The organism is Pseudomonas sp. LBUM1668, from assembly GCF_059695715.1.
Genome location: NZ_CP166787.1, coordinates 1,901,753 through 1,916,093, shown reverse-complemented (window position 1 = coordinate 1,916,093; position 14,341 = coordinate 1,901,753). Strand labels below are relative to the sequence as shown.

The following is a 14,341-nucleotide window of genomic DNA, read 5'->3' as shown; positions in this document are numbered from 1 at the left end:
GCCGTCATGGATATGCAGGCAGGCATCAGGAAATAACAATAAAGGCGGTCAAGCCATGTTCAAACAACCGAAAGTTCGTCAAGCAGGGCTCATTCTTTTCGCCACGACGCTGTTGTTGATTTTGCCGAATCTGACCAAGGTCATCGGCTGAATCGAGCGGCAGATGCTGGTTATCGCCCCTGTAAAATGTGACTGGCTCGCTACCCGGGCCAGCGTGGCTGTGCCAATCTGCGCACTTTCCACGACATGGACGGCGATCATTTGAAAGCGCTCATTGTGTTTGGGGCCTTGCTGCTCAGCATGCCCTTGTCTGCCGCACAGCTGGATTTACAGCTGGGCGCAAACAGCCGCATCTGGCAGACCGAGGAGCTGCTCAAGCATCCTCAGGTGCAAACCCTCACGGTAAAAAACGACGTGTCCTACAAGAAGGACATGACTTATCGGGCCGTGCCCGTGGCGGCGTTGCTGGGCGGAATCAAACCTGAGGATCATCTGCAAGCGGTGGCGCTGGATGGCTTTGCAGCCGAGTTGGCAGCTGCGCCGTTGCTCAACACCCAAGGCGCGCGGGCCTGGCTGGCGATTGAAGACCCCGCGCATCCGTGGCCACCATTGTCGGCGGGCAAGCACAGCGCCGGGCCGTTCTATCTGGTGTGGACCGATCCGCAGGCCGGCAACATCAGCCCCGAGCAATGGCCCTTTGAAGTGGCCAGCATCAAGCGCATGGCACCCGTGGCTGAGCGCTTCCCTGCCCTGTTGCCGGACCCTGCGCTGAAAGCAGATGATCCGGTGAATCAGGGTTTCGCGCTGTTTCAGAAGAACTGCCTGGCCTGCCATCGCTTGAACGGCGCGGGGGATGCGCAGTTTGGGCCGGATCTGAATATTCCGTATAACCCGACCGAGTATTTCGGCGCGGATTTCTTGAAGCATTACATCCGTGATCCGCAGAGTTTGCGCCAGTGGCCGCAGGCGAAGATGCCGGGGTTTTCGGCGGATGTGCTGCCGGAGGGGGATTTGCAGATGTTAGTGGGTTATCTGAAACACATGGTGGGGCGCAAGGCTAAGCACTGATCAACTGTTCCGCACAAAACCCTGTAAGAGCTGCGGCACGCTGCGATCTTTTGATCTTTAAAACAGAATCAAAAGATCGCAGCGTGCCGCAGCTCCTACAGGGGATTTGTGTGAATCCTACTGTTGTTGGACTGAGATGATTGGGGTCGGCGAAACGAACACCTTCGCATGCATTTGCTCGCACCCGCCGCCCCGGCGCATACCGCGTACCGGGCAGGCGTCCAGATAATCCAGGCCCACCGCCAGTTTCAGGTGTCGCTCCGGCCGCGCCAGTTGGTTCGTTACGTCGAAACTGTACCAGGCGTCATCCAGCCAGGCTTCGGCCCAGGCATGACTTGCCAGGTGTTCGCAATCTTCGCTGTACAGATACCCCGAGACATATCGCGAAGGAATCCCAAGACTGCGTGCGCACGCCAGAAACGCATGAGTGTGATCCTGACAAACCCCGGCACGTCCGGCGAAGGCCTCGATGGCGCTGGTGTCGACTTCAGTTGAACCCGGCGTATACGTCATATGCTGGTTCAGACCGTGCATCAAATCGATGAGCGCCGTTCGGTCACGGCGTTGCTTGCAGGACTTCGCCGCGAACGCCCTTAGCGCCTCGTCAGCCTCGGTCAACCGGGTGAAGCGCAGAAACGGCAGCGCCGACTGGCTCTCGTGTTCGGCCTCGCGCAATTCGTCGATATCAACCTGACCACGTGCACCGATGATGATCGCCTCATGCGGCTCGTCCATGGTCAGCACATGCAGAATGTTGCCGAACGGATCGAGTTGCGCGCGCACCGGGCGCGGCAGGTCGAGCTGCCAGCTCAGCACGTGCTGACGCTCGCTGTCGTGCGGGGTCAGCCGCAGGTACTGGATGCTCGCCCGCACCTGATCCTCGTAGTGATAGGTGGTCTCGTGGCTAATCGAAAGTCTCATGCAGCCTCCAGGTAGGAACTGTGAATGGCGTTACCCAACTGGCGCACCAGCGGGATGAATTCGGTCAGCCAGGCGTGAAGGCCTTCCTCGAGAATTTCGTTGATGCCGGTGTAGCGCAGACGCGCGTCCATTTCTGCCGCCAGGCGTTGCGCCGGTCGCCCGTTGGCACCCGGCAACTGCGCGAGAATCTGGTCGATCTCCTCGGTACAGGCGCGCAGCGAACGCGGTACGTCAGCACGCAACAGCAGCAGCTCGGCGACATGCCGGGCACCCGGGGCGTCACGATAGATTTCGGTGTAAGCCTCGAATGATGACAACGCTCGCAGCAACGCACTCCACTGGTAATACGCGTGGGCAGTGCCGTCGCTGACGGCTTCGGCCTGATCACCGGCCATTTCGTAGCGCGCATCGAGCAGCCGCAACGTGTTGTCCGCGCGCTCGATAAAGGTGCCCAGACGAATAAAACGAAACGCATCGTTACGCATGATCGTGCCGTAGGACGCACCGCGAAACAGGTGCGAACGCTCCTTGATCCACTCGCAGAAACGGCTCATGCCGTAGCGGCTCAGGCCCTGCTCGGCGATCCCGCGAATCTCCAGCCACGTGGCGTTGATGTTTTCCCACATGTCGGCAGTGATGCGCCCACGCACCGCATGAGCACTGGCCCGCGCCGCGCCGAGGCAGCTGTAGATGCTCGCCGGATTGGCCGCATCAAGGGCGAAGAAGTGCAGCAGACGTTCGGCATGCAGCGCACCGTGACGCTCCAGATAATCGTCAAGCGTGCCGGTGATCAGCAACGGCATCGCCAGCTCGTGCAAGCCGTCGCCGCGACCGTCCTGCGGCATCAGCGACAGCGAGTAACTGATGTCGAGCATCCGTGCGAGGTTTTCCGCCCGCTCCAGGTAACGCGACATCCAATAAAGATCCGAGGCAGTTCTACTTAACATGGCAAGCTTCCTTCAATCCTCGACCACCCAGGTGTCCTTGGTTCCGCCGCCCTGGGAGGAATTCACCACCAGAGAGCCTTCACGCAGCGCGACACGGGTCAAACCACCGGGTACGACCCGGGTTTCGCGCCCCGACAAGACAAACGGGCGCAAGTCGATATGACGTGGCGCAATGCCGTTTTCGACAAAGGTCGGGCAGGTCGACAGTGACAGCGTCGGTTGTGCGATATACGCGTGAGGTTTGGCTTTGATCCGCTCGCGAAAGGCGTCAATTTCCGCTTTCGTCGACGCCGGCCCCACCAACATCCCGTAACCGCCGGAGCCCTGGGTTTCCTTGACCACCAGATCTGGAAGATTGGCCAGCACGTGGGAGAGTTCAGACGGATTGCGGCATTGCCAGGTCGGCACATTTTTCAGGATCGGTTCTTCATCGAGATAGAAGCGGATCATGTCGGTGACAAACGGATAGACCGATTTGTCATCCGCCACGCCGGTACCGATGGCGTTCGCCAGCACCACATTGCCGGAGCGGTAGGACGACAGCAGCCCCGGCACACCGAGCATCGAGTCCGGATTGAACGCCAGCGGATCGAGGAACGCATCGTCGAGGCGGCGGTAGATTACGTCCACGGCTTTCGGGCCGTCGGTGGTGCGCATGAAGACCTTGTCGTCACGCACGAACAGGTCCGCGCCTTCCACCAGTTCAACACCCATCTCTCGCGCCAGAAACGCATGCTCGAAAAACGCACTGTTGAAGCGCCCCGGCGTCAGCACCACCACGCTTGGGTTATCGATGGGGCTGGAGCTTTTCAGGGTGTCGAGCAACAGGTTCGGATAATGGTCGATCGGCGCGATGCGCTGGGCGGCGAACAGTTCCGGGAACAGACGCATCATCATTTTGCGGTCTTCGAGCATGTAGCTCACGCCGCTCGGAGTGCGCAAATTGTCTTCGAGCACGTAATAGGTGCCGTCGCCATCACGCACCAGATCGACGCCAGAGATGTGCGAATAGATATCGCGGTGCAGATCCAGACCCTGCATCGCCAACTGATACTGCTCGTTGGCCAGCACTTGCTCGGCGGGAATGATCCCGGCCTTGATGATGCGCTGCTCGTGGTAGAGATCGGCGAGGAACATGTTCAACGCCTTGACCCGCTGGATGCAGCCGCGCTCGACGATCCGCCATTCGCTGGAGGGAATGCTGCGCGGAATGGTGTCGAAAGGAATCAGGCGCTCTGTGCCCTGCTCGTCCCCATAGAGCGTGAAAGTAATCCCGGCGCGATGGAACAGCAGATCGGCCTCGCGGCGCCGTTGCGCCAGCAGCTCATCAGGCGTATCGGCCAGCCAACGGGCAAATTCCCGGTAATGCGGGCGAACCAGGCCGCCGGCATCGTACATCTCATCAAAATAGGTGCGGATCATGCCGTACTCCTTGTCACCCGGACCTACAGGCCTTCGCAAGGCCCGTGCCATCGGCATAAACGCTTTGATATCAATTGGTTGGATATTCACGTCGCAGGCACCGCACCATTCCTGTGCGGCAAATGCCCCCACCTGATCGCCCCCGCTTCATTGCGACGCACTGCATCGCCTATCACCAGCATAGTCAGAGTTGATTTCACTGCTTGCGGCTGGCTGCGGATAATCCGCGCATTCGCTGAAAAAACTTCTACGCAGAATTCTTCAGCCCCACTGATCCGCACTGCCAACGCAGCCCGCAAAGCCTTGACCCTGACCGGTTTCCTCTCCTTATCGGTCTTCCCTTTTAGCCACCCTCTGCGGTGGCTTTTTTTTGCCTGCTTGAAACGTTTTGAAAGCAAAAGCAAAAGATCGCAGCCTTCGGCAGCCCCTACAGGTGATTGGGGTAGGCGCTGCCGAAGGTTGCGATCTTTTGATTTTCAGAAACGAAAACGGCCGACCCAAAGGTCAGCCGTTGCTGAACAGTTATTTATTTCAAGAGATCAGTTCAGACGGTAGCGACTGCGCACCTCCTGCTTCACGCCCCAGCCCTCGATGATGCCGCCCAACGGCTCGACCACGGCAGAAAAGCCCTGCTCGAAATCGCCAATATCGTCATAGGTTGCGTACATCACTTTGCTTAATTCCAGAGACCACGCGCCGTCGTCGCGCGCGCTGACCTGGGCATTGATGGATTCACCGCGAAATTTTCCTGCTGCCCTGCGCGCCCGCTCCTCGTCCGGGAAAATCGCGTAGAACTCGATGGGATGGAATCGGGAAAAATCGAAACCGCCTTCTTTCATGCGGCGCAGAACATTGCTGCTGATGTCTTCTTGATAGGCTGTGCTCATGAATCGTCCCCCTCGGATAGATGGATAGACTTTCCGTATTCCCGCCCCGGGCCTTACTGGCCAAAGTACTACTGCAACGTGGTTGCTGCGGGAAACAAGCATGTAGCTGACAAGACCAGACCTTAGCGATCCATTCGCTGATCTCGCTTGCAGAGTAGCCCCAAGATAGAGCCGCTGCCAAGGCCTGGTGCTTCAAGTGACAGGAAGTATTCAGATTGGAGTGATGCTGCGGATTTCGATGGCGTTCTGGGTTTTCAGGTTTTTCACGCCGGCATCGGCGGTGCGCCCTTCTAGATCGTTCAGATCCAGTTCGGCAGCAACGGGCAGGAGCCGCGCCTTGATCAGTCGAGCGGCTTCGTCATCGCTTGGGCATTCCGCACGCTCGAACACCTCATCGACAACTTCACCATGATCGTCCACGAAAGTGACTTTCCACTTTTGCATCGGTGCCTCCTCGATCAAACCCGCAAATGGGCTTACCTCTATCTCGACTTTTAGAGGGATTGATCGTTCAAAAGGAATGCAGCGCGCGAGGATGAAAATAAAAAATTTACTGTCGGAGCTGCCGCAGGCTGCGATCTTTTGACTTTCAGAAACAAGATCAAAAGATCGCAGCCTGCGGCAGCTCCTACAGGCGCACCATGATGTTTAGTCGTTGCTTGGCTTGTTGATCGCCTGCAATACGTACTGCGGCATTGCAAACGCGCCGATGTGGATTTCCGGGTTGTAGTAGCGGGTGACGATGCTGCTGCCGATGAAACGCTGTTGCAGGGTTTCACGGCTCAGCTTGCGGTATGCCGGGTTGGTCGAGCCCCAGGCGAAGGTCATCGAACCGCCGATGTAGGTCGGCACCGCCGCTTGATAGAAATGCCAGTCCGGGAACAGGCTGCGCAGGCGACCGGCGGTGGTTTTGACTTCTTCGATCTGCATGAACGGCGTGCCGTTCTGGGTCACGAGGATGCCGCCTTCGTTCAGGCAGCGATGGCAGGCCTGATAGAAGTTTTCCGAGAACAGCACTTCGCCCGGGCCGATCGGGTCGGTAGAGTCGGAAATGATCACGTCGAATTTTTCGGTGGTCGTGGCGACGAAGCGCATCCCGTCATCAATCACCAGATTCAGCCGTGGATCGTCGTAGGCGCCCTTGGAATGCTCCGGCAGAAACTCTTTGCACATCTCGACCACGGTGCCGTCGATCTCGACCATGGTGATGTGCTCGACGCCCGCATGCTTGGTCACTTCGCGCAGCATGCCACCGTCACCACCACCGATGATCAGCACGCGCTTGGCGGCGCCATGGGCGAGGATCGGTACGTGGGTGAGCATTTCGTGGTAGATGAATTCATCGGCTTCGGTGGTCTGGATCACGCCGTCCAGTGCCATCACCCGGCCCATGCGCGGGTTCTGGAAGATCACCAGGTGCTGGTGTTCGGTGCGCACTTCATGCAGCAGTTTTTCCATGCGAAAACGCTGGCCGTAACCTTCGTAGAGGGTTTCCAGGTACTCGCTGGTTTTGGTGACGGTCATGGTCAAGTGCTCCGATGAATGCACGGGCGTTGCTCGTGGAGACGATTGCCCGGGAAAGGCGCGCATTCTACGTTGCCGAAGATGACAGGTCGAACCTCACTTCATCGGCTGAACACAAGCCCCTGTAGGAGCTGCCGAAGGCTGCGATCTTTTGATCCTGATTTTAAAAAACAACATCAAAAGATCGCAGCCTTCGGCAGCTCCTACAGGGTAGTGCGTCAGATCCGCACGCTGCCCCGTGGCCCGGCAATCGCCCAGATGATCAGGCCCAGCACTGGCAGGAGGATGATCAGCAGCACCCAGACGATTTTCATCCCGGTGGAGACGCCGCTTTTCAGCACATTGATGATGGCCCAGATATCGAGGGCAAGAATGATCAGGCCAATCAGACCGTTGAACGTGGAACCCATGGTGTCGCTCCAGAATAGTGGCATGCACTTTTAGGATAGACGGTCGCGTGCAGGGTTCCCTTTTATTGTGCTCAAACGTGAACGGCGACCTTCAAGGCTTCCAGAGAAGGCGCAGCGGCAATGCCGACTTGCGCGCACAACTCGAGGACTCGCGGCACGTCGTTGCCGTAGACCAGCACCACTTGCAGCTCGTCGTCGAGCAACTGGCTGAAGTTCATCAGCGTGTAACCGCCATTTTCCTTGTTCAGGCTGCTCATCTGCACCTGAATGCGGTTGAGCGCAGTCAGCGCTTCGGTTTTGGCCAGTTGCTTGGGCTTGAGGTTGAAGTCCACGGTCGGGCCGAACGAGGCGACGATCTGAGCGAACAGGTCGACGTAGGTGTCAGCCTGGAACAACACGGTTTCCGGCAGGCTGCCGACCACAACCCACTCGCCCAATGCGATCGGGAAAGTGTCGTCGTAGTTGATGTCCGGGTTGGCCGCCAGAAAAGCGCCGGCATCGGCGTAGGCCTGGGCAGCTTCGTCCGCCACTTTCAGGATCTCGTCCTCGCCCATACAGCCGGAGCTGATTTTGCTGATGAGTTCGACGAGTGCGGCTTTCATGAGGGCGGATCCTGTGGCGAAGATGGATTTTGAGGGCGCGGAGGATAGCGCACAAAGCAAAAGATCGCAGCCTTCGGCAGCGCCTACATGATTGCGCGCATCGCCGGTGATCTGTGTAGGAGCTGCCGAAGGCTGCGATCTTTTGAGGCCCGTCAGGCCAGCAATTTCTCCAGCTGCGCCGTAGTGTCAACCGCACCCATGGTCCGCGCCGCATCGACCGCTGTAACGCCATTGGCATCCTTGGCTTTCGGGTCGGCGCCCTTGCTGATCAGGTAGTCAACGATCTCAACACGGTTGAACATCGCCGCCATCATCAGTGCAGTCCGGCCATCAAAGGACGAGCCTTCGATTTCCGCGCCCGCCTCTACCAACGCCTTGACCACTGCCAGATCACCTTTGAACGCCGCGCCGGCAATCGGACTCTGGCCGTTGGCATTGCGCATCTCGGGATCAGCCTTGTGTTTAAGCAGCACTTGCACTGCGTCGACATGGCCGTAATAGCTGGCAAGCATCAGCAAGGTATCGCCCTTGCTGTTTTTCAGGTTCACCGGCAAACCGGCGCTGACCAGTCGATCGAGCATCAGCGCATCACCGTCGCGCGCCTTGTTGAAAACCTGCTCGGAGAATTCGGCAGCTTCTTCAGGGGTCATCTGGCGGCTTTGGTCGGACATGGGGCAACTCCACTTCGGTCAATCGGAAAGCCGACAGTTTCCCGAGCGCGACGATGGCTGTCACCCCCTTTTTCTGAAATTTACCCATAGCCAGAATCAATAGCGGTATTTGCCCTGATGAATTTCAGCCAACACTTCATCGGTCACCTGCACATAGGTTTGCGTGCCGGGTAGCCAGGCGAATATCGGATCGTCGCCTGTCTGGCCGGGGTCGAAGCCTTCATTTTTCAGGCGGGTTTTCTGATATTTGAAAGTGCCGGTGGTTTCCATTTTTACCTTCACCCGCAAAAACAACGGCACCGCATAGGCCGGCAGACGTTGCCGGGCGAATGCCAGCAACTCGGCGAAATCCAGTGTCGCGAGGGATTCAGCCGGGGTAATCGCCGCCATTCCCGCGCGGCCGTTGGTATTGAGAATTTCCACCCCGTACGCCACTGCTTCGCAAATATGCGGATGTTGCAGCAGCAGGTTTTCGACTTCAGTGGTCGAGACGTTTTCGCCCTTCCAGCGATAGGTGTCGCCGAGGCGATCAACAAACTGGGCATGACCGAAACCGATGTTGCGCAGCAGGTCGCCGGTGTTGAAAAAGCGATCGCCTTTGCTAAACACATCGTGCAGCACAACCTTGGCGGTCTTCTGCGGATCGGTATAACCGTCCAGTGGCGCCTTCTCGTCGATCCGCGCCAGCAGCAAGCCCTGCTCGCCCTTGCCGACCTTGCGCATGAAACCGTCAGCACTGCGGATCGGCTGGCCGCTGTCATGGTCGTAAGCCACCAGCTCCCAGGCCATCAGCGAAAAACCGATGGTGTTGTCGAAGTTGAGAATGTTGGTGAATCCGATATTGCCGTCGCTCGCCGCGTACAGCTCGCAGATGTGCTCGACGGCAAAGCGGGTCTTGAACTCGGCCCAGGCGCCGGGGCGCAGGCCGTTGCCGATCATCTTGCGCACGCCGTGACGGTTGTCGTCGGCGCTGGCCGGTTGATCGACCAGATAGCGGCACAACTCGCCGACGTAACCAATGGTGGTCGCGCGATAGCGGCGCACGTCGCTCCAGAACTGACTGGCGCTGAATTTACGGCGTATCGCAAAACCCGATGCGCCGTTGATCGCCGAGCCCCAGCACACACACAAACCCGTGGCGTGGTACAGCGGCAAGGTGCAGTAGACGACATCGTCGGGGCGCATGTTCAGCGCGATCATGCCGAAGCTGGTCGAACTGCGCATCCAGCGACCGTGCTTGAACACCCCGGCCTTGGGCAGGCCGGTGGTGCCGGAGGTGTAAATGTAGAAACACGGGTCGTCGAAAAATACCTGTTGGCTGCTTGGCGGATTTTCACTGGAAGCATCGACACTGGCGCTGATCAGGTTGACGTAGCCTTCGGGGGCAATGCCCGGGTGGTTGCTGGTGTCCTGATCGGCGACAAACCAGCTGCGCTGCGCTGCGATCGAGACCTGATCGCGCACCGCTGCGAACGCCGGCAGCAGTTCTTCGCCGACCACAATCGCCACCGGCGCCACCAGATTCACGCTGTGAATCAGCGTGTCACGGGTCAGCGAAGTATTGAGCAACGCGCTGACGGCACCGACCTTGGCCAGTGCCAGAATCGTCACCAGCAACTCCGGGCGATTCTCGATAAAAACCGCGACCACATCGCCCTTGCCGATGCCTTGCTCGCTCAGATAGTGGGCGATGCGATTGGCCCACTGGTTGACCTGTGAATAACTCAGCGCCACCTCTCCCTGCAACAACGCCGGGCCATCGGGGTTGCGCAGAGTCGCTTGTTCGAACGTCCAGCCAAGGCCACAGCTTTGGGTCGGATCCGTGACGTTGGCGACCTTCATGCCCTTGACCACTCGGGGAATGGCCTTGGCAATCATCGGCAGCTTGCGGAGCATCATGCCCCAGGTAATCGTGTCGCTTGGCGCGTGACTCATGGAAGCTCCCCGTTCGACCTTCGCGTGGTGGCCGATGTTTTTTTATTGTCGGGCTGATGCGACCGACGCATTCGAGCGAGGGTCGAGACTGAAAGTACGTCAGCGCTTCTCGGGCTGTACACGCGGTTTTTGCAATGTTTTGTATCCGCCCGGGCGGTGGCGATGTCGATGATTCAGAAAAGCTCGATTGGTTCCGTTAATTCCTGAACGATCCCGCAAAATGCAGGATGCACGATGGCCATTCATGCAGTTTGCACGACACCAGAAAATCATCTTGTTCTTAAGCCATTGATTTATAACAGTTTTATTTTTATCCGATGCTGGCACAATCACTGCAACCTCCTTTGCATGCTTGCCATTCAAGTGCATACGGAGCTGAAAACATGAGCCTGATTCAAGAGAAATTTACCTCCCTATTCTCCAACTTCGACGTCACCACCTCGCCGCGTCCCGATGGCGGGATTTTGCTGACGCTGCGTAGTGCCGACGGCAAAGTGTTCAAACGTGCACTGACGTATCAGCAACTGCATGCCGGCGACCAACTGTCGTGGGCGATCAGTGCGATTCGTCGTGACCTGGCCGAACAGGCCAGCGAGTTGCCGCAGATTGCGATGCTGCAGAGCCAGCAGCGTTTTGCCCTGCCGACTTATCACTCGCTGTAACTGCTTAAGAACTCGTTAAACAAAACAGGCCGTGGAGCTTTCGCTTCACGGCCTGTTTTTTTGTGCTCAGATTTATCCAGGAGCTGCGGAACGCTGCGATCTTTTGATTTTTTTAAGAACAAGATCAAAAGATCGCAGCGTGCCGCGGCTCCCACAGTGTTTTGCGTAGACGTCAGAACGCTTCCGGTTCGATTCCGGTGAAGCTGTCGACGGTTACGTGACCCGCCAACTCCCCGCCTTCGCGGGCCAGACCGCAGGTCTGCATACCGGCAGACTGAGCGGCATCGAGCTCTTCGACGATGTCCGACAGAAACAGAATCTGCGCAGGCTCAACCGCAATTGCCTGTTGAATGTTCGTGTAAGACTGCGTCTCACGTTTCGGTCCCGACGTGGTGTCGAAATAGCCGCTGAACAGCGGCGTCAGATCACCCGCTTCCGAGCAGCCGAAGATCAGCTTCTGCGCCTGGATCGAGCCCGACGAGTACACAAACAGTTGATAACCGGCCGCGTGCCAGCGTTGAAGTGCTTCAACGGCATCCGGGTAAACATGCCCTTTCAACTGCCCGGCCTGATAACCCTGCTCCCAGACCATGCCCTGCAACGCTTTGAGCGGCGTGGCTTTGCGGTCTTCGGCAATCCAGCTCAAAAGGATTTCAACAACCCGCTCAACATCGGCCTGCGGCTCATTGCTGTCACGGCGTACGGCGTCGAGTTGCTCCGCGACATCGGCACGCTCAGCGTTCTGGCGCACGAATTCCGGCAGGTGTTTGGCCGCGTACGGAAACAGCACGTCGAAGACGAAACTGACCGCGCTGGTGGTGCCTTCGATGTCGGTGAGGATGACTTTGATCGACATGGGCTCAGTCCTCCAGACGCGGGAAGCGACCGGCGATGTCTTCGCCGGTGAAATTGGCAACCCAGCCGTCCGGGTTGTTGAACAGGCGAATCGCGACAAAGTGCGGATGCTCGCCCATGTCGAACCAGTGCTTGGTGCCGGCGGGTACCGAGATCAGGTCATTCTTCTCGCAGAGTACGGCGTAGACGTAATCGTCGATGTGCAGAGTAAACAGCCCACGGCCGGCGACGAAAAATCTGACTTCGTCTTCGCCGTGGCGGTGTTCTTCGAGGAACTTGGCACGCAGTTCGGCTTTTTGCGGATGGTCGCTGTTGAGGCTGATGACGTCGACGGTGATGTAACCGCGCTCGGTCATCAGTTTGTCGATCTGCTCTTTATAAGCGCTGATCACCTCTTCCTGCGTGGCGCCGGGCTGGATCTTCGCGGTGGCTTGCCAGCGGTCGAAGCGCACGCCCTGCTCGGCCAGAGTCGAGGCGATGTCTTCGAGATGGGTCAGCACCTTGTTCGGAATTTCAGGGCTGGAAACGTGATAGACGGACAGGCTGCTCATTGGGGCAATTCCTCGGTATCGGCCTTGCCGTCCGGTTCTTACAGACCGGTCGGGCACAGCATTTCATCAGGCAAATGGGCGACTTCGGGTGAAGTCAGCCTTGGCGGTTCATGACGCTGCGGGTTTTCAACTCGCATTCAAACAGGAATTCAAAGGCTTCGATCTGGCGCAGTGCATCGCTCATCTGCGCACCCCAGGTGTAGAGGCCGTGACCGCGAATCAGATAACCGACGCAATCGGGATGGGCGTCGAGCCAAGGCTGCACCTTGGCAGCGAGGCGCGCAATGTCCTGATCGTTGTCGAAAATCGGCACGCGCACCCGGGATTCATGGGTCGAGATGCCGCTGAAGGCTTTTTGCAGTTCGTAGTCTTCGAACTCGATAAAGTCTTGCGGGGTCAGGCGCGACAGCACCGTGGCATTGACCGAATGAGTGTGCAGCACCGCACCGATCTCCGGGCGCCAGCTGTAGAGCTGGGTGTGCAGCAAGGTTTCGGCGGACGGTTTTTTGCCCGGCTCCAGGCTGTTACCGGACAGGTCGGTGGCAAGCACATCGTCCAGTCCCAACTGACCCTTGTGCTTGCCGGACACGGTTAACAACGCTTCGCTGGCCGACAGGCGCGTCGAATAATTGCTGCTGGTGGCCGGTGACCAGCCGCGACCATAAAGGAAACGCCCGGCGTCGACGATTTGCTGGGCGAGTTGTTCACGCGTAAGGCTCATGGCCTGTCCTCTTGCATCCGTGTGGCAATGATAACGGCAGCCGCGAGCGCCGCGAGACTGGCAATACTAAAGGTCAATGTCGCCCCGAGGGCATTCCAGCTGTAGCCGGAATACAACGCGCCCAGCGCACCGCCGGTGCCGGCCAGTGCCGCATACAGCGCCTGGCCCTGCCCCTGTTGACGCGCACCGAAGCTACGTTGCACGAACTGGATGGCAGCGGCGTGAAAACTGCCGAAAGTCGCCGCATGCAGAACCTGCGCAAACAGCAGAACCCAGAGAAACTCGGCGAACGAACCTAGCAGTAACCAGCGCAGGGCCGCCAACAGAAAACTGGCCAGCAGCACCCGGCGTACTGAGAACCGCGCCAGAATCCGGCTCATGGCCATGAACATCAGTACTTCAGCGACTACACCGACCGCCCAGAGCATGCCGATCACGCCTCGTGTGTAACCGAGTTTTTCCAGGTGCAGCGTCAAAAAGGTGTAATACGGGCCGTGGCTCATTTGCATCAGCGCCACGCAGCCGTAAAACGCGAGCACGCCAGGGCTGCGCAATTGTTTGAGAAAGCCCTCCCCGCCCGGTCGGTTACCCTGCGCCGGTTGCGCGTTCGGCACCCACAAACTGCTGAGGACGATGCCGGCCATGATCAACACCAGCGCCGCTGGGTAGATGTCAAGACTGAGCCATTCGAACAGACGCCCCAAAGCGACCACGGTGATGATGAAACCAATCGAGCCCCACAGGCGGATCTGGCTGTAACGCGAGGTCTGGCCCTGTAAATGCGCCAGTGTGATGACTTCGAACTGCGGCAACACCGCGTGCCAGAAGAACGCGTGCAAAGCCATGACCATCGCCAGCCAGGCGTAGCTCTTGCTGACGAAAATCAACGAGAAGGTCAGCAACGTGCACACCGCGCCGAAGCGCACGATGGCCAGACGTTTGCCGGTGTAATCACCCAGCCAGCCCCAGATGTTTGGCGCCACACAGCGCATCAACATCGGGATTGCCACCAGTTCGCCGATGCGCGCGGCGCTGAACCCGAGATGATCGAAGTACAGCGCCAGAAACGGCGCCGTCGAACCGAGCAAGGCGAAATAGAACAGATAAAAACTGGACAGCCGCCAGTAAGGAAGCGCCGCCACGCCCTTCAAGCCGCAGCGGCTTT

General features: G+C 58.4%; 16 protein-coding genes. 2 read left to right on the top strand and 14 right to left on the bottom strand.

The features are described from left to right. The first annotated feature begins 246 nt into the window (after nt 1–246). A complete protein-coding gene (locus ACA061_RS08585; protein WP_497301167.1) occupies nt 247–1,068 on the top strand; it encodes a c-type cytochrome in 822 nt (273 codons plus the stop codon). Between the two features lie 117 nt (nt 1,069–1,185). Here ACA061_RS08585 and ACA061_RS08580 read toward each other — a convergent pair whose 3' ends face one another. From ACA061_RS08580 to ACA061_RS08535, 10 genes are all read right to left on the bottom strand, one after another. Continuing rightward, nucleotides 1,186–1,989, bottom strand: a complete 804-nt coding sequence (locus ACA061_RS08580; protein WP_150601309.1) for a transglutaminase family protein — start codon at nt 1,987–1,989, stop codon at nt 1,186–1,188. Beyond that, a complete protein-coding gene (locus ACA061_RS08575; protein WP_007914063.1) occupies nt 1,986–2,936 on the bottom strand; it encodes an alpha-E domain-containing protein in 951 nt (316 codons plus the stop codon). The genes ACA061_RS08580 and ACA061_RS08575 overlap by 4 nt, the downstream gene beginning before the upstream one ends. 12 nt (nt 2,937–2,948) lie before the next feature. Beyond that, complete coding sequence (locus ACA061_RS08570) at nt 2,949–4,358, bottom strand: circularly permuted type 2 ATP-grasp protein (protein WP_497301166.1); 1,410 nt, start codon at nt 4,356–4,358, stop codon at nt 2,949–2,951. 539 nt (nt 4,359–4,897) lie between these two features. Next, nucleotides 4,898–5,245 (bottom strand): ribonuclease E inhibitor RraB, encoded by a 348-nt coding sequence (locus ACA061_RS08565; protein WP_042558460.1) that lies wholly within the window; start codon nt 5,243–5,245, stop codon nt 4,898–4,900. Between the two features lie 210 nt (nt 5,246–5,455). Then, the gene (locus tag ACA061_RS08560) at nt 5,456–5,689 is read right to left on the bottom strand and encodes a hypothetical protein (RefSeq protein ID WP_150601307.1); all 234 of its coding nucleotides are present in this window, start codon (nt 5,687–5,689) and stop codon (nt 5,456–5,458) included. 204 nt (nt 5,690–5,893) lie between these two features. Then, nucleotides 5,894–6,769, bottom strand: coding sequence for a polyamine aminopropyltransferase (speE, locus tag ACA061_RS08555; RefSeq protein WP_497301165.1), 876 nt, complete (start codon nt 6,767–6,769; stop codon nt 5,894–5,896). A 218-nt stretch (nt 6,770–6,987) separates the two neighbouring features. Then, nucleotides 6,988–7,179: a PLDc N-terminal domain-containing protein gene (locus ACA061_RS08550; RefSeq protein ID WP_150601305.1), complete on the bottom strand. Its 192-nt coding sequence runs from the start codon at nt 7,177–7,179 to the stop codon at nt 6,988–6,990. Between the two features lie 71 nt (nt 7,180–7,250). Beyond that, nucleotides 7,251–7,781 carry a hypothetical protein gene (locus tag ACA061_RS08545; protein WP_150618584.1) on the bottom strand — a complete coding sequence of 177 codons (531 nt, stop codon included), beginning with the start codon at nt 7,779–7,781 and terminating at the stop codon, nt 7,251–7,253. A gap of 152 nt (nt 7,782–7,933) precedes the next feature. Continuing rightward, nucleotides 7,934–8,452, bottom strand: a complete 519-nt coding sequence (locus ACA061_RS08540) for an ankyrin repeat domain-containing protein (protein WP_150618585.1) — start codon at nt 8,450–8,452, stop codon at nt 7,934–7,936. Between the two features lie 96 nt (nt 8,453–8,548). Continuing rightward, nucleotides 8,549–10,387 (bottom strand): long-chain-acyl-CoA synthetase, encoded by a 1,839-nt coding sequence (locus ACA061_RS08535; protein WP_497301163.1) that lies wholly within the window; start codon nt 10,385–10,387, stop codon nt 8,549–8,551. A 383-nt stretch (nt 10,388–10,770) separates the two neighbouring features. Here ACA061_RS08535 and ACA061_RS08530 point away from each other — a divergent pair, with 383 nt between their 5' ends. Continuing rightward, entirely contained in the window at nt 10,771–11,049 is a 279-nt protein-coding gene (locus ACA061_RS08530; protein WP_150601301.1) for a DUF3509 domain-containing protein, read from the top strand. A gap of 172 nt (nt 11,050–11,221) precedes the next feature. Here the strand turns inward: ACA061_RS08530 and mtnC are convergent, their stop codons facing one another. From mtnC to ACA061_RS08510, 4 genes are all read right to left on the bottom strand, one after another. Continuing rightward, nucleotides 11,222–11,905 carry an acireductone synthase gene (mtnC, locus tag ACA061_RS08525; RefSeq protein ID WP_497301162.1) on the bottom strand — a complete coding sequence of 228 codons (684 nt, stop codon included), beginning with the start codon at nt 11,903–11,905 and terminating at the stop codon, nt 11,222–11,224. Nucleotides 11,906–11,909: 4 nt separating this feature from the next. Next, complete coding sequence (locus ACA061_RS08520) at nt 11,910–12,455, bottom strand: 1,2-dihydroxy-3-keto-5-methylthiopentene dioxygenase (RefSeq protein ID WP_150601299.1); 546 nt, start codon at nt 12,453–12,455, stop codon at nt 11,910–11,912. A 94-nt stretch (nt 12,456–12,549) separates the two neighbouring features. Beyond that, complete coding sequence (locus tag ACA061_RS08515; RefSeq protein ID WP_150649604.1) at nt 12,550–13,176, bottom strand: methylthioribulose 1-phosphate dehydratase; 627 nt, start codon at nt 13,174–13,176, stop codon at nt 12,550–12,552. Next, entirely contained in the window at nt 13,173–14,318 is a 1,146-nt protein-coding gene (locus ACA061_RS08510; protein WP_150618559.1) for an MFS transporter, read from the bottom strand. The genes ACA061_RS08515 and ACA061_RS08510 overlap by 4 nt, the downstream gene beginning before the upstream one ends. Nucleotides 14,319–14,341: the final 23 nt, after the last annotated feature.